23 protein-coding genes are annotated in these 19,795 nt (G+C 38.3%); 6 read left to right on the forward strand and 17 right to left on the reverse strand.

The genetic code is table 11. From position 1 onward, the window contains the following. Positions 1–77: 77 nt before the first annotated feature. The 10 genes from QMD71_02110 to QMD71_02155 form a co-directional block, all read right to left on the reverse strand. Entirely contained in the window at positions 78–542 is a 465-nt protein-coding gene (locus QMD71_02110) for a polymer-forming cytoskeletal protein (protein MDI6839642.1), read from the reverse strand. An 8-nt stretch (positions 543–550) separates the two neighbouring features. Then, complete coding sequence (locus tag QMD71_02115) at positions 551–1,363, reverse strand: M23 family metallopeptidase (GenBank protein ID MDI6839643.1); 813 nt, start codon at positions 1,361–1,363, stop codon at positions 551–553. Further along, the gene (nadE, locus tag QMD71_02120; GenBank protein MDI6839644.1) at positions 1,356–2,258 is read right to left on the reverse strand and encodes an NAD(+) synthase; all 903 of its coding nucleotides are present in this window, start codon (positions 2,256–2,258) and stop codon (positions 1,356–1,358) included. The genes QMD71_02115 and nadE overlap by 8 nt, the downstream gene beginning before the upstream one ends. Before the next feature lie 125 nt (positions 2,259–2,383). Continuing rightward, complete coding sequence (locus tag QMD71_02125) at positions 2,384–3,124, reverse strand: 16S rRNA (uracil(1498)-N(3))-methyltransferase (protein ID MDI6839645.1); 741 nt, start codon at positions 3,122–3,124, stop codon at positions 2,384–2,386. Between the two features lie 30 nt (positions 3,125–3,154). Further along, complete coding sequence (locus QMD71_02130) at positions 3,155–3,778, reverse strand: 4Fe-4S binding protein (GenBank protein MDI6839646.1); 624 nt, start codon at positions 3,776–3,778, stop codon at positions 3,155–3,157. A gap of 16 nt (positions 3,779–3,794) precedes the next feature. Next, positions 3,795–4,976: a nickel-dependent hydrogenase large subunit gene (locus QMD71_02135; protein MDI6839647.1), complete on the reverse strand. Its 1,182-nt coding sequence runs from the start codon at positions 4,974–4,976 to the stop codon at positions 3,795–3,797. Continuing rightward, a complete protein-coding gene (locus QMD71_02140; GenBank protein MDI6839648.1) occupies positions 4,973–5,401 on the reverse strand; it encodes an NADH-quinone oxidoreductase subunit C in 429 nt (142 codons plus the stop codon). Before QMD71_02140 ends, QMD71_02135 begins: the two co-directional genes overlap by 4 nt. Before the next feature lie 42 nt (positions 5,402–5,443). Continuing rightward, on the reverse strand, positions 5,444–5,848 hold the full coding sequence (locus tag QMD71_02145) for an NADH-quinone oxidoreductase subunit B family protein (protein ID MDI6839649.1): 405 nt from the start codon (positions 5,846–5,848) through the stop codon (positions 5,444–5,446). Beyond that, a complete protein-coding gene (locus QMD71_02150; GenBank protein MDI6839650.1) occupies positions 5,845–6,312 on the reverse strand; it encodes a 4Fe-4S dicluster domain-containing protein in 468 nt (155 codons plus the stop codon). Before QMD71_02150 ends, QMD71_02145 begins: the two co-directional genes overlap by 4 nt. Before the next feature lie 69 nt (positions 6,313–6,381). Further along, positions 6,382–8,073 carry a hypothetical protein gene (locus tag QMD71_02155; GenBank protein MDI6839651.1) on the reverse strand — a complete coding sequence of 564 codons (1,692 nt, stop codon included), beginning with the start codon at positions 8,071–8,073 and terminating at the stop codon, positions 6,382–6,384. 254 nt (positions 8,074–8,327) lie between these two features. Here QMD71_02155 and QMD71_02160 point away from each other — a divergent pair, with 254 nt between their 5' ends. From QMD71_02160 to QMD71_02185, 6 genes are all read left to right on the forward strand, one after another. Continuing rightward, positions 8,328–8,576: a hypothetical protein gene (locus QMD71_02160; protein MDI6839652.1), complete on the forward strand. Its 249-nt coding sequence runs from the start codon at positions 8,328–8,330 to the stop codon at positions 8,574–8,576. Beyond that, positions 8,545–8,973 (forward strand): DDE-type integrase/transposase/recombinase, encoded by a 429-nt coding sequence (locus QMD71_02165; GenBank protein ID MDI6839653.1) that lies wholly within the window; start codon positions 8,545–8,547, stop codon positions 8,971–8,973. The genes QMD71_02160 and QMD71_02165 overlap by 32 nt, the downstream gene beginning before the upstream one ends. Before the next feature lie 8 nt (positions 8,974–8,981). Next, positions 8,982–9,146 carry a hypothetical protein gene (locus QMD71_02170; GenBank protein ID MDI6839654.1) on the forward strand — a complete coding sequence of 55 codons (165 nt, stop codon included), beginning with the start codon at positions 8,982–8,984 and terminating at the stop codon, positions 9,144–9,146. Positions 9,147–9,170: 24 nt separating this feature from the next. Next, a complete protein-coding gene (locus QMD71_02175; GenBank protein MDI6839655.1) occupies positions 9,171–12,593 on the forward strand; it encodes an Ig-like domain-containing protein in 3,423 nt (1,140 codons plus the stop codon). A gap of 25 nt (positions 12,594–12,618) precedes the next feature. Then, positions 12,619–13,470, forward strand: coding sequence for a hypothetical protein (locus QMD71_02180; GenBank protein ID MDI6839656.1), 852 nt, complete (start codon positions 12,619–12,621; stop codon positions 13,468–13,470). A 339-nt stretch (positions 13,471–13,809) separates the two neighbouring features. After that, positions 13,810–14,193: a transposase gene (locus tag QMD71_02185; protein ID MDI6839657.1), complete on the forward strand. Its 384-nt coding sequence runs from the start codon at positions 13,810–13,812 to the stop codon at positions 14,191–14,193. A gap of 61 nt (positions 14,194–14,254) precedes the next feature. On the opposite strand, the gene QMD71_02190 is transcribed toward QMD71_02185, so the two are convergent. From QMD71_02190 to QMD71_02220, 7 genes are all read right to left on the reverse strand, one after another. Then, entirely contained in the window at positions 14,255–14,464 is a 210-nt protein-coding gene (locus QMD71_02190; GenBank protein MDI6839658.1) for a hypothetical protein, read from the reverse strand. A 95-nt stretch (positions 14,465–14,559) separates the two neighbouring features. Beyond that, the gene (locus QMD71_02195) at positions 14,560–16,044 is read right to left on the reverse strand and encodes a hypothetical protein (protein MDI6839659.1); all 1,485 of its coding nucleotides are present in this window, start codon (positions 16,042–16,044) and stop codon (positions 14,560–14,562) included. Next, the gene (locus QMD71_02200) at positions 16,044–16,844 is read right to left on the reverse strand and encodes a 4Fe-4S binding protein (protein MDI6839660.1); all 801 of its coding nucleotides are present in this window, start codon (positions 16,842–16,844) and stop codon (positions 16,044–16,046) included. Before QMD71_02200 ends, QMD71_02195 begins: the two co-directional genes overlap by 1 nt. Positions 16,845–16,910: 66 nt before the next feature. Further along, positions 16,911–17,060 carry a CD1871A family CXXC motif-containing protein gene (locus tag QMD71_02205; protein MDI6839661.1) on the reverse strand — a complete coding sequence of 50 codons (150 nt, stop codon included), beginning with the start codon at positions 17,058–17,060 and terminating at the stop codon, positions 16,911–16,913. A 166-nt stretch (positions 17,061–17,226) separates the two neighbouring features. Further along, positions 17,227–17,955, reverse strand: coding sequence for a T9SS type A sorting domain-containing protein (locus tag QMD71_02210; protein ID MDI6839662.1), 729 nt, complete (start codon positions 17,953–17,955; stop codon positions 17,227–17,229). A gap of 143 nt (positions 17,956–18,098) precedes the next feature. Beyond that, positions 18,099–18,557, reverse strand: coding sequence for a SoxR reducing system RseC family protein (locus tag QMD71_02215; protein ID MDI6839663.1), 459 nt, complete (start codon positions 18,555–18,557; stop codon positions 18,099–18,101). 60 nt (positions 18,558–18,617) lie between these two features. After that, on the reverse strand, positions 18,618–19,790 hold the full coding sequence (locus QMD71_02220; protein MDI6839664.1) for a PLP-dependent aspartate aminotransferase family protein: 1,173 nt from the start codon (positions 19,788–19,790) through the stop codon (positions 18,618–18,620). Between the last annotated feature and the right edge of the window lie 5 nt (positions 19,791–19,795).

Raw genomic sequence — 19,795 nt, forward strand, 5'->3', positions numbered from 1 at the left:
AAAGCAAATGTAACAAGTGACAGCGAATAAGACGAATACTTTTCCGTAGGATTCTGCGAAAATCTCATTCCACCTATTTATTTTTCTGCTTTGGGTAACATTCCCTCTGGAGACGGCTGACTCTTGGATTCGTGACTACGGGGTGTGAAAATAGGAGTAGTTGACTTTATTAGCTGTTTAGCTTCTGTAGCCGCCTTTTCACTCGAGGTATCGCCTCTCATTTTGCAGTTACCATCAAATATTACCCCTTCTTCTATTACAAGTTGTTTACATCTCATATCTCCTATGAGGATTGAGCCAGATTTAAACTCAAGCCTCCCATTTGCAAAGAGGTTGCCATTTATTTTACCACCTATTAAGCCATCTTTTGTATGTATTTCGCCATTGACTATGCCAGATTTACCTATGATGATGGACTCTGTAATCTCTATGTTGCCATCAACTATACCATCTATATGAATGCTGCCCTCCACTTTTAGCTTCCCGTTAATTGAAGTCCCCTTGCCTATAATATTTGTGATTACAGCTTTTGGTTCCCTCATACGACCTCCTATTTAATTAAATAACGCTCAGGGTTCTGAGGTACCCTATTTAACTGCACCTCATAATGAAGATGAGGTGCAAAACTCTTCCCCGTTGTCCCCACAAATCCTATTAAGTCACCACGGCTAATCTTACTACTATTTTCTACATTTACTCTTGCAAGATGTCCATATACTGTAGTAAATCCATTATCATTTGTAACCTCAACTAAATTACCAAGCGATTCATCAAACCCAACAAATTCAACAACTCCATCCATTGTTGCAAATACTGGAGTCCCAAATGGAGCAGCAAAATCAATGCCAGGATGTTCAGGTGAAAATCTCCTTGTTATCCACCCCTTCACAGGATAAATTGACGGGATTAACCTTTGCTCTTTTGCAGCTTCTTCAAGAATAGTTTTAACTTCATCATCCGCCTCAGATGAAGGGTTTGAATACAATTCCTGCCTATTAGCAGAGGGGTCTAACGTAAATTGGGCTGTTAGTCTTTCCTCAGTTAAGTTTTGAGTTGTTTCAGTATGCTCAATACCAAGCATATTTGCTATTTTAACAGTCTTAAGTTTGAACTCGTTAAACTCACGCTCAAATGCAATTAGTTTCTCATACTCTTTACGAAGTTTTTGGTTCTCATCCTTTAAAGCTTTTATTTCCAAACTCTTCTTGAGTATATTCCCATATTCAAAAATTAGCCACCCCGCACCACCAAATATACAAATAAATATACCACATAATATCCAAGCAACAAGCTGTGAAATCGTATAAGTTTTTGTCCTGCCACCAGAACTTGAAACTATAAGAATAGAAAATCGCCTACGCATCCGGAACTCCAGGTGGGCCACGCATACACTCTGATAGGTTAACCAGCTTTTTTACATAATTAATTAACCTACCATTTGTACCCAATTCTTTTGCTATTTCACTTTCTTTTAACCCACCATTAAGCCCAACTAATATAAGGTCAAGCTTTTCATAACTTAACCCAAGTGCCAATTCATCTTCTATTCCAGGGATAAGGTCAGGGACTGAAGGCTTCTCAATAACTAATTTAGGCACTCCTATAAATTCTGAAAGCCTTCTAATCTGTGTCTTGTAAAGATTTAAGATTGGCATAATATCAGCTGCACTATCCCCATATTTAACAAAAAAACCTGTAAGGTTTTCTGTCCGATTTGCAGTCCCCATAACCAAGTAGTTTAATTGTTCACCATAATAATAGAGGTAAACCATCCTTACCCTATGCTTTATTCTATAGTATGCTTGAATTTTACGTTGCCAATTGAACTTCGTTCCTTTTAACCCTCCTATAAATGGGGAGAAACTCTTTGGAAAAAGTGAATACCCAAATTTTACTAATTTAGCTACTTTATCACGTTTTGAGAAAGTATCTTTAGGAATGATATCGTATATCCCAAAAGCATCAAGCACAGGTGTTATATCAATAGTCTTTGTGCGTATCCCATAAGTTTGGGCAACAAGTTTAGCATCCTCTTCACTCTTTGGGTCGCTATCCTGGTCCGGCATAATAAGTCCAAATACATTTGAAGCACCAAGTGCCATCACCGAAAGCCCACAAACACAAGCTGAATCAATTCCACCAGAAAGCCCAATGATAGCACCATTTGTTTGAAATCTGTTAGCACTCTCTTTCATAAATGAGGATATCTTATACGCAGCATATTCTGGGTCAAAATCAATTTGCTCCCTTAATCCCATTATTTTATAATCATTGAGATAGACTGAATATCCATGATTATCTGTCTACATCAATGACATATTCACTTCAGTTTACATCAATGCCATAAATTGTCAAGAAAATAAAAAACGCCACTCCTTTTAGACTAATGTCTCATTGCGAGGATGAGTGCGATCGCCACTATCGCTGCTGTCTCTGTACGTAGCCTCCTTTTACCAAGTGATACTGGAATTACATTGTCCATTTTAGCAAGTCCTATCTCTTCTTCTGTAAACCCGCCTTCAGGTCCAATAAAGATTGCAATGCTATTTTCTTCTTTGCCGCTCCGGATGCGGCGCTTAATTACATCCTTTATATGAGTTATATTTTCCTTCTCATGTGCGATAAGTGATAAATCAAATTGGGTTAAGTTCTTTACGGCTTCATCAAAGCTTATTATTCTATCTATTACTGGCAAAATTGTCCCCTTGGATTGCTTCATTGCACTTATTGCAATTTTATTCCAGCGACTTAGCTTTAATTTTTCACTCTTTGGTATAGATACGGAGTGTATTGTAGTTATAGGCACTATTCTGTAGATTCCTAATTCAGTTGTCTTTTCTACAATTATATCCATTCTTCTACCTTTTGGGATTGCTTGAAATAAAGTTACCTTGCATCGCGGGTCACAGCAGCCTTCTTTTTTATCTAATATAGAACAAATTATATCATTCTCCTTATAATCTTTTATAGCCACGATATACTCAAAGCCTACACCATCTACTACTTTTATCTTATCCCCTATCCTATAGCGTAACACATTTTTTATATGATGCGATTCCTCATCAGATATTATCAAATGGGCGGCAAAAATATTTTGAGGCGGTGTATAAAAGTAATAATCCATCCTGTTAGACTCTTAGACTTTTAGACTGTTTTAGTAGCCCCATATTTCATGCAGGTAAGTTGACCTCCTGCATCTCGGGCATAGTAATCTAAGATGACCTGACCTGTAAGGGGACACTTTCAGGTGAGATGGAGGAGCTTCCCCGATAAATCGGGGTTCAATTGTACCTAATTCTTTGCTTAGTATAAGCCATAGAGTTGGGTTATCATATGCCAACTCCCCTAACTTTTTAGCAATCCATTTGAGCTGTGTTTTTGGAGCTATGACCTCACCACACTCATCGCATAAAATAAGCTCAAACTCAGTTTTAGTTTCATACCCATCTTTTGTAAGCTGTGCAATGTCATATTCCTGAGTATGCTTAAGTGCATCAGTCGGACAGTAGTCAACACATTGACCACAATAAATGCAACGTTCCTGATGGTAGATTAGCGTACGTATTCTTTTATCTTTATCATCCTGTACTTCTCTTGCCTTTGATGGACAAACTTCAACACAGGCACTACAACCAATACACTTTACCTCATCAATTGCCATTATGCCCCTAAACTTAGCGGCTGCCGGTGAAGGTGCATATGGAAATTTAACAGTATAGGGTCCTTTGACAAGCGCCCTTATCGCCTCACCTAATTCCCTAATTTTAGGTCTTTTCATATCACTCTTTACACACTCAGACTTTTAGACTGTTTTTCCTCTTTAATTCTTCTGTTTTTTCCCATGATAGCTTTAATAGCTCCTTGCCTGATAATTTTTTCCCTTTATAATAAGCAGTAGCCATCCGTTCTGTACAACAATAACATGGGTCAACTGATGCAAGCACCAATACAGCGTCTGAAATAGTATAGCCTTTGACAGCTACCTCATTAGATGGCACATTCATATAACTTGGGGCACGTACCTTATATCTAACTGGTATATTTGAACCATCTGAACGTACATAATGAAATACCTCCCCTCTCGGCGCCTCTGCCCTGCCAATCCCTTCACCAGGAGGTATGTCTTCAACTCTTGTTTGTATCTCACCATGGGGCATCCTTTTCAAGCATTCTCTTATTATCTTTATGGATTCAATGCATTCCAAAAGTCTGACCTTTGCCTTAGCAAGTAAATCGCCTTCTTCAAACACTATAATATTCCATGGAATAAGGTCATAAGCTGCATATGGGTCATCTTTACGTACATCAATGGCAAGCCCAGAACCACGCGCTGTAGGACCTACAGCTCCGTATCTGATAGCCTCCTCTTTGGTTAGGACTCCTACTCCTTCAAGCCTACCTGCTATTACAGGGTCATCCAGAATAGCCTTTATAAACATATCAGTCTTAGATTCAAGCAGGTTCATAACCTTATCAATCTCCTGCATATCTTTATCCTCAATATCACGCCTTACCCCTCCTACTTTCATCATCGCATAATGGTTACGGTTACCTGTAATTAATTCAAACAGCTGTAGAATAGGCTCACGATAGCGCCAAAACCACATCCATACAGTATTGTAGCCCATAAAGTGGCCAGCCAAACCTACCCATAAGAAATGTGAATGAATACGCTCAAGTTCAGCAATTATTGTGCGTATATATTTAGCACGCTCAGGTATCTCAATATGGGCTAGGTCTTCTACTGCCTGAACACATGCAATAGGATGAGAATTTGAACATATACCACATATCCTTTCTACAAGGAATGGGATTTGTTCATATGTCATCTTCTGTGCTAGGTATTCATGACCACGATGATTGTATCCTATGTTTATCTCCAGTCCAGTTACTTTTTCACCTTCAACCTCAAGTTTGAAGAATTCAGGCTCATCTTGGAGTGGGTGATACGGACCTACAGGTATAATAGTCTTCATTCTCCTCTCCTCAACGGATATCTGCTACTTTGCCACTCTTCTGCAGTCAGTAACGGTTTCAAATTAGGATGACCTTCAAAATTGACCCCCAATAGCTCATGTATTTCACGCTCAATCCAATTAGCAGCCGGTAAGAATGTAGCAAGTGAGTCTATTTTTAACTCATCCTTTGGAACAATTACACGTATCGAATAAATAACTCCAAAGGAATCAAGTGAAAAGTGGTACAAAAGCTCAACCCCCCTCCTTGTATCAGTTCCAGTTACTGTAGATAGGCGCATCCCCTTTTCTTCATACAAAAAATGAGCCATATCAGTAATTTTCTTCCTATCAATCTCAATATAAACACGCCTGGGAGAATGGGGAAGCCAACTCAAGACTTCAAATTTTCCTCTAATTTCCTTTTCTAACTCATCCATTATCATTTAGACTTTTAGACTCTTAGACTTTTAGACTGTTTTTCCACTTCATAACTTACTCAACACTTTGACAATACCCATGATTATAGCCTCAGGTTTAGGTGGACATCCCGGAATATATGCGGCTACTGGCAAGTATTTGTCATATGGACCTACTATATTATACGAACCACAAAATATACCACCAGAACAGGCGCAACTGCCAACTGCAATCACTAAACAAGGTTTAGGTGTTTGTTCGTAAATCCTTAAAACTCTCTCTTTTGCCTTTAGGTTAAGTGCCCCTACTACAAGCAACACATCTGCATGACGAGCTGAGCCAACAAGTCTTATCCCAAAACGCTCAAGGTCATATCTTGGAGTCAGTGCATCAAGTATCTCAATATCACAATTGTTGCATGAACCACTTGATACATGGAATACCCATATCGACTTCTTTAAAGCCCAGCTCATCTTCTCCTCAAGAACGGGAGACGAGACACAAATTTTCTCCCAACCTCAATTTTTTCAATCTCCTCATCAGTCAAAAATTTCAATGCACCAGAGACACAGGTTGCAACACACCTAGGCCCATCTTCTCTATCTTTACATAGGTCGCACTTTTGTGCCAAGTGTCGTATAAGTGGTGAATCTAATACTCCGAACGGGCATGCATATATACAAGAACCGCATCCTATACAAAGGAAGCTGGCACGCCTCACAATACCAGTTTTATCATCTTTTGTAATTGCTTCTTGAGGACAAGCTTTTGCACACAATGGGTCTTCACAGTGACGACAAGCTAAAGGGAGATAAGCCATAGTCTCTATCTCACTTATCCCAATACGACCTTCGCCTTTAAATGCTGACTGGCATGCTGCTACACAACTACGGCACCCAACACAATAGTCTAAATCAAGTACTATCCTTTTTTGCATAACTCAACCGCAAATGCACGCAGATAGACGCAAATTTGTAATCTGTAATTTGTAATCTGTAATCTATGTTTATCTGTGTTCATCAGCGTTTATCTGTGGTTTCAACCTATCAAGAGTAACCTCAACTGGTGGGAAGCTACAAATACCATCATCAACAATCAACTCAAAAATAGACCTCGTCTCAGGTAATTCTGTAGGAATAACGGAAACGCCGGTAGGCACTCTATTGCTTATATTTACTTTAAGAGGACCCATTTTTTTTGTATTAGATTTCAAAATTATTGTGTCTTTTTCCTTAACTCTTAACTTCTCCGCATTAACTGGGTTAACCTTAACTTGAGGTATAACCTCTTGCGGTTCTTTCCAGTTGGATTCAAATAAACCTCTAAACCCATAAGCAGGCTTCTCACCAATAAGATATAATTTATCAGGTTTTTTGCGCTCTGAAAAAGGAGGTATCCTATTTAAACTATTTAAAATTTTGGAAACTTCAATCTCCTTTTTATATGGGTTTTGAGGCTCTCCGGTGAGCTTAATAGACAATTCTGTAGCCAAGCTGTTAACAATGGATTCAACAGTTTTTGTCCCACTCATTGGCTCAATAACTGGGCATATTTTCCTATTACCCAATACAGTTGAGATTGTGCCGAATTTCTCAAGATTTAAAGCAGCTGGCAAGAATAAGCCGGGCAAGTCTTTAATATTTTTATCATCTGGGTAAAAAGTTGCTGTTGAGACAAGTAAGTTAAGTTTCTTTAAAGCAGGATAAACTTGAGGATAATAAAATGGGAATAGCTCACCAAAATTTAAAAGCACTTTAACTTCGTGGCCCTGAATTTTTTCCAAAATTTCACCAAATTCAAGTTTCCCACATCCGACTACTGATTCGCTAAGAGGTAAGAATCTCTTGTCATTTGAAAGTAGTGATATAAAGTATTGTAACGCACCTGAAAACAGGAGTGGGTCAATAACTCTACCAAATGCTGTACCCGCAATGACTACACCCTTTTGTGCTTCATTCAACGATTTAGCTACAGATTCTAATACTGAGTGAGAAACTCCAATCTTATCAAAAAGAGAAAGCTGATGAGAGAAGACTTCAACCTGCTTACCAGAAACAATATTTGACATCTCAAGTACAGCAATAGGCTCATCACCAGGTGCTACCTGTATAAATGTATCAGCAAAGCCAGCAGTATAAGTGCATACGGAATCAATTACAAAAATACGATTATTGCGGTCTTTATATCTTGCATCAAGAATAGGTTTAGAGATGATTGGAAACTGGCTGAATATATCGCCTACAATCAAAAATACCTGTGATTCACTCACATCATCAAGAGTTGCTGTTTTTACTCTATGTAGCAAATAATTAAAATAAAATTCAGGTTCAATGTAGCTTGATGCAAGATTTTCAATTCCTAACGCTTTGCCAAATTCAAAAACAAGTGAGTATTCTTCAAGTGTAAGATTTGTATCAAATGTAATCGCAATCGGAGGTACGTTTTTCCTTTTTAATACTTTAGCAATTTTCTTAAATGCTTCAGTCCACGAGATTTTTTTACCATCCTCTATTGGTGATGTAATCCGGTTTGGGTGGTCAAGATATAGGGCTGCCCCATTGCCACGAGGACATAATCTGCCATCATTAGGCTTACTCCCCTTAATATATTCAACTTTTATCCTTGTAGCATCAGCTACAATTCCAAGTTCACACCCAAGTACACAAAATGGGCAAATAGTCTTATTAACCACCATCATTAGATTTTATTGTGAATAGTTGTTTTTGTCAAATAAAAATGGTGGCAATAAATTGGGAAGCGATAGATCAAATGACTTTAGCCAGAACCTCTGATAAAATACCTGCCTGCCGTCGGGCATGGTTGGTAAAATGAGGGACTGGCGATGAACGAGAGCGATTTTATTTACCATATGAGAGTGAAAATATTTGAAGAAGCTGATAAACAGGAGACTTCTATAGTTTCTCTTTGTAGGAGGTATCATGTGAGTAGGAAATGGTTTTATCTGCAGAACTCGTGAGAAGAAATATCATTGTTGGGCATACTGGGATTTACAATGTTTTGCGAAGGAGGGGACTAAATACAGCAAAAAAGCGGTTGGAATGGGTAAGAAAATTAAATGGAGAAATTGTGACTCTTGATGAACTTGCCAGAGATAAAGAGAAATCTAAAACGAACCATATAGAAGCAACTTATCCGGGGCAGTTAGTGAGTGAGAATACTTTCTATATTGGTTGCTTGTGATTGTTTTTCTTCTTTTGGTGCTGCGAAGATTTATGCTAACAAGACCGCGGATACTTCCTGTGATTTTGTGGGAAACCATCTTATCAAAAAATTCACAGGAGTGAGAATAGAAAGACTTCTTACAGACTGTGGGACAGAATATACAACTTGGCATGAGTCTGCAAAGCCAAACCATAAGTTTGAGAAAATGTGTCATAGGCTTGGGGTTCGGCATACTACTACCAAAGTGAGGCATCCATGGACCAACGGTTATGTTGAGAGGTTAAACAAAACTCTCTTAGATGAATTTATGGACGATTATAACTATAGAAGGACCCATCAGGGGTATAAGTTAAAGGAAAATGGCTACAATATACCAGCTGAGGCACATTTATCAAAAAACCTAAAAAAGACTTGACAAAGGAGGTGAGAGGCGATAAAATAGGAACAGATAAGATGATTCGTGGAATGCTGTGCAGAAGTAGAGGGGAGGTGATAGAAAAAACAATCCTTAGAGGAGGGAATAATTTTACCGGAAGAGGAAGTGAAAAAGAGGAGGTTCTGGCATGTCAATTTGTAACCATATCTTAAAGCCAGGACATAGGGAGGTGTGGAATGGAACGAAGGTTTTGGTTCATTTTAGCAGTATCAACAGTTATTGGGTCTAGTGTATACGGTCAGTTTGTATCGATTGATGGATTTGATGACCCACCCGGTAATGGCTATTTTGTGAAGGATTCTGTATGGGTAACAGGGATTGCTGATTTCTCAGCTGTAGATAAAAATGTGCAATGGGTGATGGTAAGATTCAGGAGGGTAGATAATTCCTGGCTTGGTGCATGGCGGCCTGCCTCTCCAACTGATGGTCATTTCGATGAAGAAGTTGAGAGCTGGTATATAAATCTACCTATGGATGATACACCATTTCCAAGTGATGGCACCGAATATGTGATAGATGCATGGGCATGGGCTGGAGGCTGGCCTGGTAGCTCTGCCTCAACCACCTATCAGCCGAGTGGTAATCTCAAGTTAGACCGAACAGAGCCCTCTACAACTATCACTATACCACAAGATACGAGTTGGGTCAATCAAGCATTTACTATACAGGGGACAGCCACCGATAATCTTTCAGGAATCTATTATATTGAAATAACTATTGTAAGAGTATCAGATGCTACAATCTTAGTAAATCACCAACTTGTCTCCTATAGTGGTACCCCCACGGCTCGTACCTGGAAGTATACCTGGATAGTCCCTACCGATGACCCAGACAGGACAAGATACAGGATTACCATTGAGGTATGGGATGATGCCCGCTTTGACCCTTATGGTAATACCTCATCTGAATACAGGTCTGCCAATTACGCAACCCATACCATAGTAGTAAATAAAGATGATACGGCCCCGACTTCAACTATTCTAACCCCACCCAACGGAGATACAATTACAGGCACTATTCGGCTAACTGGAATATCCGATGACAATGATATGGCAGGTGTAGCCTTAGTTGAGATAAACACGAGCGATGGCACTGGTTGGAAAGTAGTTCACCCATTATCAACCCCTGGTCAATACACAAACTGGTATTATGACTGGAATGCTGGCTTTTTGACTGATGGCAATTATACAATTCAAACACGTGCCTACGATAATTCACTCCCGCCTAATATAGAATCTTTGGGGCCAGGTATGACTCTGCATGTCGACAATACTGCACCCACCTGGGTAGCTTTAAAGGGTCAAGATGGGGATGTAGTCTATCACAATGGGGAAACTGTGACCCTCCTTGCAACATTAGATGCACCCGGCTACTTGTTGACTTGTGACTTTAGCAAATTAGATAACCAATGGATAGAAGGCAGTGAACAATTTACTGATAATGGTGATAACACTTATACAATTGTGTATAGGATTAGTGAATCTAACACCCAATTGAATGGAACTTATACAATAACTGCAACTGCAAAAGACTTTGCCGGTCGTGTAACTTCAAAAACAGTTAATCTTGAACTTAGCAACAGTGGCCCTAATATTCAAAATTGCTTAGTTGAGTATCCATTTGGTCAGACAGCCGTCCGTTTATCTCAAAATATAAAAATAACTTCTTTAGTCACCGCTACCGATGCTCCTCTAAATCCTGACTCCATCTGGGTAGATGGCACAAGTCTTAATGATATGGCTTTCATAAGAATGTGGGATGATGGCACCCATGGTGACGCTGTAGCTGGTGATAATGTATATACGAGTGACATAACAATCTTATCCGATTCCACTGGCGTTGTGGAGTTCACTCTTCATGCAGCTGATGTGATACCTAATTTTTCATCTAGGACTGGCAAAGTAGTTCTTGACAATACCTCTCCAAAGCATAGATTGACCTGGTGTGGAGATGCTGATAAGATATACAAAAATACTGATAGAGTTACAATTGGCACAAAATGGGATGGAATAGATTATCTGGTAACCGCTAACTTCAGTAATCTTGATTCTAATTATGAGCCTGGAATGGAGCAGGTCACAAATAATGGTGATAGCACTTATACCATTGTGTATATCATAAGCTATTGGAATACAACAGCTGATGCCTCTTCCATTCTAATACCTGTAACTGCTTGGGATGCGGTTGGTAATGGACCTGTGATAGACTCTTCTTATACTGTAGCACTTTATAATTCATCTAAGCCTGTTACAGTTACTAATCCTGAAGCTGGTGCCTATGTAAAGGAAGATGCTATGGTTGAGTGTACGTGTCCTGATGTAACCTGTGCTGTCCATTTTCAGGTATCTCCTGATTCAATCCACTGGTATAACCTAAGTGGGACACCTGATACTTCTACAATAGATTCAGATGGTGGTAATGGGTGGAATGCAATCTGGCATACTCAATTATTTGAGGACGGTCCATATTATATTTTTGCTAAAGCATATGATGAAAATGGTTATCTAATTGCAACTGGTTCATTGTATGAGACCGTCATAGTGGACAACACTCCACCAACTCTAAAAATTAGTATATCACCATTACCTCAAAATGGTGACTCTACCAATGGCGAGGTATATGTAGACGAAATTCTACTTAAAGGAGTTCATTCAGACTTAACAAGTGGTGTAGAGAAGCTAATAATCGAGGTTAAGAATGATAGTGGTGACAATATAAATAACAGTCCAATTTTAATTCCAGCCAGTGACAGTACATTCTCGAGGTGCATCAATCTAATTGAAGGCAACAATTATATAACAGTGACTGCTTTTGATAAGATTGAGAATACCTATACTGACTCATCCTTTCTCACTTACATCTCGCCCGCCGTATCAAAAGAGATTGGCCCCGAAGGTGGTACAATTGAAGCCCCTGATGGCGCAATGCTCATAATACCCCCAAATGCGCTCCTAAGGGATACAAAAATATCTATAAAACCTGTTCCAGCCAATGAACTTACCCCATGTTCTGATCCTGCGGTTACATTACTCAGGGTAGCGCATAATTTTACCCCTGATGGTCTTATCTTTCATAAACCAGTAACAATGATTCTTCCTTATACTGAGGCTAACTTAGATTTAGATCAAGATGGTAAGCCCAACTATCCTGAAGACTCTTTATCTGTCTTCTTCTTTGATGGTATAGAGTGGCTTAAGGTGGGCGAGCCTGATAGAGATCCAGTAAATAATACTCTTACTATAGATGTAAATCACTTTACTGTGTTTGATTTGGGGGTAGATAGGAAAATTTTACCTACAAGTCTTAAAGTAGGCTTGACCAAGAATCCATTTATTCCAAAAGAAGGTACCACCATCTGGTTTTCGCTCCCAGAGCCTGGCATTGTCACTTTGGAGATATACGATTTGGCAGGTGATATTGTGGCAACAATTGTAAGAGAAAAAGAGTTTAGGGCAGGTGAAAATTCTCTCAGGTGGGATGGGTTATCCGATTTTGGTAGATGGGTAGGGAGTGGAATTTATGTCTATGTGTTGGAATACAAGAGTATTAGTAGGAAGAATGACGCTATCATAAAGAAACCAATTGGGGTGATGAAATAGTAAACCTAATAACCAGGAGGTCAAGATGTGTAGAATAATTTCGGTCTTTTTTTGTTTCTTTACAGGTATGGTATCTCTCTTTGCAGCGCCTATCGAGATTGGTATTGGGGCCAAATCACAAGGTATGGGTGGTGCATTTGTAGGTATAGCAAATGATGCCAGTGCCACCTACTGGAATCCTGCTGGATTATTGTGGACAAAATCAGGTGAAGCCCGCTTTATGCACTGGATATTATCTGATGTTCCAGGCATAGGTGTAGATTGGTTTTCATTAATCCATCCAGATGGTTGGGGTATAAGCTGGCTCCGAAAGGGGGCAACCCTTGAGCAAGGTAAAGATAATGTTATTAAAACCTCAATGGCAGAGAATACTTATTCCGTCTCTTATGGAGTTCGTCTTCTAAAGATATTGAGTATAGGGATAACAGCTAACAGATTTTCAATTAACTCTGATATTAGTGGTGCGTCTGGATTTGGCTGTAATGTAGGAATTTTGTATATCCCTATACCTCGCTATCCATTTCAGGCTGGCTTCCTTATACGAAACATAAGTGCAAATATTGGAGACGAAAATTTTCCCACCACTTACAGGATAGGGGTTTCCGGTAGAGTTATAGAGAATCTAACTTTAGCACTTGACTTAAGCACTAAACATGGAGTAAATAGGGCAAATCGTACCATAATTCACTATTTTGGAGGACTTGAATGGCAAATTGTTCCCCAATTTGCACTCCGCGTTGGTAACAATGATAATAACCCCATTAATGTAGGATTTGGCTTTGAGCTAGGTAAAGTGCTCCTTGACTACGCATACTCAAGTATGAAGGAAGGCGGTCTTACTAATTCTCACAGGATAGAACTTGGGTACAGGTTTTAACTTAATAAGAAAATAGGCAGTTGGATCTCATTGTAGGTATACCTTCTTTTTGTGAAGCTGACGCCATTGGCTTTAAAAGGTTATGTCAGTAATTTTGTGTAAACTTGTCCTGATGAAAGGTCAGGATTCAACATAACCTTCCTTTCCCATAAATTCAAAACCTTCTCTTTGCTAGGGTGGATTAGCCCTGAACTATAAGTCCCCGCTCTCTTATCCTACATCACCCCCTTTTTGCAAAATCCTTCCACCATAGACGAAACAACCTAAAACTGAAACTATCTTAATAATAAATTGAATCCTCTACCTGTCAAGAAAAAAATTGGGCTCTGTCCCATTGTCGTGTCCACAAATTTAAGGTGTGGAAATAAGAAAGTAGTAAAGTTTTATAATAAATGGGGCACCTGTGAACAATGGATAAAAGAAGGCAAGTATGCGTTAAACTGGACGCAGTTATCATGCCAGAAGTTTGTGGAGAACGAGGGTAGGCTGAAGTTATTTATCCTGGCATATAATCTGGGTAATTTCTTAAGGACACTCGTGTTACCTGATGGGATAAAACATTGGTCGTTAAGAACAATTCAGTTAAAGCTGATAAAGCTCGGTGCGAGATTAATAAGGCATGCCCGATATTACTGTCTATTATTAGCTGAGTCTTGTATCAGTGAGAGGCTATTTTCTTGCTTGATGCGTAATATCAAGCGACTTTGTCCTGCGACCGGGTGAACTTGTTAGTTTCAGGAAAAGATGGTTGGTTAGTTTGACAAAAAACACGGAGGAGTATTGTCTAAAAAGGCTTACCTGCACCATATGAATAAGTGGAGCCTACAATGATATAACCGCCATCAGCTGTCTGTTTGATTAAGCGTCCTTCATCACTATAAGGGCCGCCAAATGTCCTTGTCCATAGTGTATCACCACCTGTGTCCGTCTTTATAAGCCATATATCCTTTATATATATATGAGCCCGGCAAAGAAATAACCTAATAAAAGCCAAGGTGCCATCTCTAATAGTAAGCTCAAGGACTCAATTAAGATACCTTTTATTTCATTGATGTAGACAGAAAACTCATTTTATTTATAACGACCATTTTAATAACGGATGTAAAAAGCTAATAAGCTAGCTAACCAGAAAAACAGAAGTGAAGTCACAAGTTTTATAGACACAGCATGCTTTCTCCAGAATAGGGTCAAATTTATAGATGTCGTCCCTCTATATGATGCAGTAAATACAATTGCTAATGGAAGGATAAATCCAAAGTTGTATAAAAATAAATAAGCTAATCCTTTTAGCTTGAGTGAAGACGACTTGACCACAAACAGGATAGTAGGTAGGTAAACTTGACCCGTACATACAAATTCACATATAGATATAAGAAAACCAATAATTGCAGCTGATAGAATATAACTTCGCATCTCCATCTTTTGACGGATGATATCATCTATCCTTTTCTTAAAAAATTTAGGTAATTTCAGTTTGGCTTCTTCATAGTTACCGGCTCTTAGTTTAAAGTAATCGTAGATACTTAACCCGCCAAATACTACAGCTAAAATTGCTGTTATAGAAAAAATTGCCTTCCGGAATATTGGGATAAACTCGCAATTTCTTATAAACTGAAATATTCCCATACCAATAAGAAAGTATGTAATAAACACAGAAGAAGTAAAAGTTATACCTGCTAATAGTAACTCCTTGCCCTTTTTACCAATAAATGATAGAAATGATATGAATAGAACAACTGTAGCAATAGCACACGGATTTACTCCATCAATTAGACCTGCAAATATAACAGTTAAAACACCCATCGTATTAAACCTGTCCCTGATATCTATTTCAGATTTATCTTTAACCTCTTTAGCTTCTTCCCAGGGTATTTTTGTCCCACTTATTTTGTATTTTTCAATAAGGTCTATTATCTTTTTTCTGTTAATCTCTTTACCTATCAAAAATTCCTCTCCAATAAAAACTGCTGGAGTGACAAGTCTTCTCTTTTTTGGTACATTGTATAATTGGCACAAGGCTTCGTTTAGCTTTTTATTCTCTATGTCTCCAATATCAAACTTTTTAATTGTAAGATTGGTATACTTACTCTCTAAGTATTTTAGTTCATAATTTATCCTATCGCATTCTCTACACATTTTTTTATAAAAGTAGGCTATATATATCATCTTTGCAGTTGTATCTTGAGTAGGAACAGCTCTTTTCATTTCTATCTCAGGGAACTCGCACCCCGTCTCTCTATACCGCTGAATTATCTTTTCTAAATTCTTCTTTATCTCCTTATCACCACCAAGTATATATTCTCCAACAACTACAACAGGAATTTCATTATTTGTATCTTTGTACTTTTCTTCAAGTCTTACCAGCAGTTCATAGTTATTAGGTTCAGTGATTTCAAAAGATTTCATATTAAGATTATATTTTTGTTTAAGTGGTGTAATAATCTTTTTAATCACTTCTTGACAATACTTACAATCCTCTGAATAAAAGAAATAAAACTTTATCTCAGGGGACTGTCCCCGGATGGGGACTGTCCCCGTTGTAAAAATAAATGTAAATACTAAATACTTTCTCATCAGTATCTCCATCTAATTGCATTACGAGGACAGACTCGCTTACATTCTGCACATCTTATACAATCAATATGATTGAGCTCATCGTATGGCTTAATTCCTGTAGGGCATACATTAACACATAGACCACAATCATCGCAAAGCTTCTTATCTATGCGTAGCCCAATTAAGCTTATTTTATTGAAAATAGAATATATAGCACCCAAAGGACAGGTAGTAATACAAAATGGTCGCTTTGAGATTACAAATAGAAACAAAAATATACATAGAATTGCTACTTTAATCACAAAAAGACTGCCTGAGGTCGCACCTCCAACTAAACTCCTTATCTTTTGACTTGCCAACACTAATGGGACACTAGCTTGCAACGTCCCCTGTGGACACAGTTTTGAAAACCAGTATTCACCAGTAAAATAAGGAATAAGAATAGCTACACTAACAAGCCAAATATACTTGAGATATCGACTCCAATTTGGTAGTCTAATCTTAAACGACCTTATTTTATACATCAAATCTTGCACTAACCCAAACGGACATATAAAGCCACAAGCCATCCTACCAACTAAAGTGCCAAGTAAACCAAGCCAGCCAATAAGATAGAATGGGAACTGTCTAATAACTACAAAGTGCTGTAAGGTCCCAATAGGACAGGCAAAGACTGCGAGGGGACAAGAGTAACAATTTAAACTCGGAACACAAAATCCTTTTAACACCCCTTGATATAGCAACTTACCAGTAAATGCCTGTACATAAGTGTTAGGAATAACAGCACCAAGTATTTGTATTATCCTCCTCTTACTCATTGTCTCTCTCCACTCTCATTCTGAGCGAAGCGAAGAATCTCAATTGATGTAAACTGAGTTCTTTATTCACTGTATTCCAATACAAGCAAGACAAATTGTAATTGCATTATTTAAAACCTCACTAATCTCCTGCCTGAAAATACCAATGATAAACACTGCAAAGAATAAAAGTAGTAAAAAGAAAGAAAATCTCCTTAAGACATGTCTTATTCTCATACTCATCTCTTAATTACATATTAAAATGCAAAATTATAAACCACAAGATTAACACAAGATTAATTCTTTCTCTCTTGTAAAAATCTGTGCAATCTGTGGTTTCTATTTGAATTTTGATTTGTCATTTTTATTTTTGATTTTTGATATTTGATATTAATTCCTACATTTACCTAATTACAATTATTTTCTTTGTTATACTGTTATCACCAGCTATAAGCTTACAGAAATATACACCGGACTCAACCTCATTCCCGGCTAAATCTGTACCATCCCAGGAAACAGCAGTGATTAGTGATAAGTGGTTATCCGAAGGATCCTGTGGAGTGATAAGTGAGAAAGACTTAACTAATCTGCCAGTTAGGTCATAAATTTGTAGTGTAGGGGTTTGATTAATCAAACCCCTACCTAATCCCTGAGCCCTAATAACAGTTTTCTTCCTGAATGGATTAGGATAGACTTCTAATACCTCGTCATCCGGTATTCGGATTTCGGATTTTATCGTCTCTTCTACTCCCTGAGCATCAACCTTTATTAGATAAACATCAAACCCTCCTGCACCATATGAATGAGTCGCTCCAGCTATAATGTAGCCACTATCTTTCGTCTGTGCTACTGAGTTGCCATAGTCATCATCGGTTCCACTGTATGTCTTTGTCCAGATTGTGTCACCAGTTGAATTTACCTTTATTAGATAAACATTACCAAATCCTGCACCGAATGAGTAAGTATATCCAGTTATAATATAGCCACCATCCAATGTTTGTGCTACTGAATAGCCACGGTCAGAATCAGGCCCACCATATGTCTTTTCCCAGCCCGCTACTGCTATCTTGGATAAAAGTGGCAACCAAATTATAGCCACCACTGTCATAGCCTTAGCCATTAGTTTATACATCGTATTACCTCCTTCAGCATGACATAAATCAGAAATCCTAATTTCTAAATTCTAAACAAATCCCAATATCTAAATTCAAAACCCATTTTCTTTCATCTTTTGTTTTGGTCATTCGATATTGTTTAGGATTTAGAATTTCGTGCTTAGGATTTTTCATATACTTTCAAAATCTCTGTAATAACAGGTTTAAACTTTGTATTCTTAGCTATCTTGGTATTAAGTGGTTTCAAGCACAGTAAATAAGCTATTAAAAACACAAATCCACCTATTACACCAAAAGTTTCAGTCCCTATTATTCCCTTTACTACTCCAAACCCTATCCCAAAAGCAACTAATGGAAGGATAAAAAGTAAGAATGCAGAAAGCAAGGTGCTTTTAGGACTCGTCTCTATTCTCACTAACTCATTAACCTTTATAAGTAGGGACACGCCATGGCGTGTCCCTACAACTGCCTCAACTACCATCTTATTTCCGTGAGGATTACAAAACATCCGCGCCGTACACTTCTCACAAAAACCCTTAGGCTCAATCTCTACCTTAGCTAATTTTTCGCCAGAGGTGCAACCTCCTGATATCTCTATAACTCTACCTACTTCTTCCATATCGTTGAGTTATTATTTGCTAAATTCGCTATCATTAGGGTAATTTGTTCATATATAATCTTACTTTAGTGCAGTTCTAAGGTCATTTATTAAATCATTTATATTTTCAATCCCTACCGATAGTCTCAACAGTGTATCTGTAATCCCCATTTGTATACGCTTTTCTACTGGTATTACTGCATGGCTCATTGTTGATGGATGCTCAACAAGTGACTCAACTCCACCAAGACTCTCAGCAAGTGTGAAAACCTTAATCCTTTTAAGAAAACTCTTTACTTCATCAAGTCCGCCGCTAATTTCAAATGATACCATACCACTCATCCCCCTCATTTGCTTTTTAGCAAGCTTATATTGGGGATGTGAGGTTGCACCCTTCGCAGATTTAAGATACGGGAAATAAACCTTTTTAACCTTTGGATGTGAGTTGAGAAACTCAGCTACCTTCATTGCATTGTTAAAATGAGCTTTCATCCTTACTGCAAGCGTTTTAAGTCCCCTCAAAACAAGCCATGAATCAAATGCTCCAGGCACTCCACCAACAGTACCTTGACAGAATTTCAATCTTTTGTAATGCTTTTCATTATTTGTTGTTATTGCACCCCCTATTACATCACTGTGGCCACCAAGATATTTTGTTGTACTATGAACTACAATATCTATACCAAAATCAACAGGTGTCTGAAAGTATGGGGTTGCAAATGTGTTATCAACTACAGTAATTAAGCCATATTTTTTACCTATCTTTGCTACAGCTTCGAGGTCAACAAGCCTCAGCAACGGATTTGTAGGTGTCTCAACCCATATCAACTTGGTATTGGGTCTTATTTCTTTCACAACATTATCTAAATCAGTCGTATCAACAAAACTGAACTCAAGTCCATACTGTCTGAAAATATATTCAAAAATTCTGTATGTGCCTCCATAGATATCCCAGGTTGAAATCACATGGTCACTAGCTTTTAAAAGATTCATCACAGTATTTATAGCCGCCATCCCAGACGCAAATGCAAGCCCATATTTACAGTTCTCAAGACTTGCAATACACTCCTCAAGTGCCTTTCTTGTTGGATTTTGTATTCTACTATATTCATACCCTTTGTGTTTTCCTATACTCTCTGCCAGAGGTGCGACCTCTTGTGCATATGTAGAAGTCTGATAAATTGGGACCACAACAGAGCCTGTTGCCGGCTCTGGCTCCTGTCCTACATGAATAGCTCTTGTCTCAAACTCCATCATTG

The organism is bacterium (assembly GCA_030018315.1).
Lineage (GTDB): Bacteria > Hydrothermota > UBA3073 > JACQXS01 > JAGMCI01 > JASEGA01.

Excerpts from the sequence above, each read along its gene's own strand:
- QMD71_02200 (MDI6839660.1), bottom strand. The coding sequence starts at position 16,844 with ATGAGTAAGAGGAGGATAATACAAATACTTGGTGCTGTTATTCCTAAC.
- QMD71_02150 (MDI6839650.1), bottom strand. The coding sequence starts at position 6,312 with ATGCAAAAAAGGATAGTACTTGATTTAGACTATTGTGTTGGGTGCCGT.
- QMD71_02160 (MDI6839652.1), top strand. The coding sequence starts at position 8,328 with ATGGTTTTATCTGCAGAACTCGTGAGAAGAAATATCATTGTTGGGCAT.
- QMD71_02125 (MDI6839645.1), bottom strand. The coding sequence starts at position 3,124 with ATGGATTATTACTTTTATACACCGCCTCAAAATATTTTTGCCGCCCAT.
- QMD71_02210 (MDI6839662.1), bottom strand. The coding sequence starts at position 17,955 with ATGTATAAACTAATGGCTAAGGCTATGACAGTGGTGGCTATAATTTGG.
- QMD71_02115 (MDI6839643.1), bottom strand. The coding sequence starts at position 1,363 with ATGCGTAGGCGATTTTCTATTCTTATAGTTTCAAGTTCTGGTGGCAGG.
- QMD71_02155 (MDI6839651.1), bottom strand. The coding sequence starts at position 8,073 with ATGATGGTGGTTAATAAGACTATTTGCCCATTTTGTGTACTTGGGTGT.
- QMD71_02215 (MDI6839663.1), bottom strand. The coding sequence starts at position 18,557 with ATGGAAGAAGTAGGTAGAGTTATAGAGATATCAGGAGGTTGCACCTCT.
- QMD71_02130 (MDI6839646.1), bottom strand. The coding sequence starts at position 3,778 with ATGAAAAGACCTAAAATTAGGGAATTAGGTGAGGCGATAAGGGCGCTT.
- QMD71_02220 (MDI6839664.1), bottom strand. The coding sequence starts at position 19,790 with ATGGAGTTTGAGACAAGAGCTATTCATGTAGGACAGGAGCCAGAGCCG.
- QMD71_02175 (MDI6839655.1), top strand. The coding sequence starts at position 9,171 with ATGGAACGAAGGTTTTGGTTCATTTTAGCAGTATCAACAGTTATTGGG.
- QMD71_02135 (MDI6839647.1), bottom strand. The coding sequence starts at position 4,976 with ATGAAGACTATTATACCTGTAGGTCCGTATCACCCACTCCAAGATGAG.
- QMD71_02140 (MDI6839648.1), bottom strand. The coding sequence starts at position 5,401 with ATGATAATGGATGAGTTAGAAAAGGAAATTAGAGGAAAATTTGAAGTC.
- nadE (MDI6839644.1), bottom strand. The coding sequence starts at position 2,258 with ATGGGATTAAGGGAGCAAATTGATTTTGACCCAGAATATGCTGCGTAT.
- QMD71_02195 (MDI6839659.1), bottom strand. The coding sequence starts at position 16,044 with ATGAGAAAGTATTTAGTATTTACATTTATTTTTACAACGGGGACAGTC.
- QMD71_02205 (MDI6839661.1), bottom strand. The coding sequence starts at position 17,060 with ATGAGAATAAGACATGTCTTAAGGAGATTTTCTTTCTTTTTACTACTT.
- QMD71_02180 (MDI6839656.1), top strand. The coding sequence starts at position 12,619 with ATGTGTAGAATAATTTCGGTCTTTTTTTGTTTCTTTACAGGTATGGTA.
- QMD71_02110 (MDI6839642.1), bottom strand. The coding sequence starts at position 542 with ATGAGGGAACCAAAAGCTGTAATCACAAATATTATAGGCAAGGGGACT.
- QMD71_02145 (MDI6839649.1), bottom strand. The coding sequence starts at position 5,848 with ATGAGCTGGGCTTTAAAGAAGTCGATATGGGTATTCCATGTATCAAGT.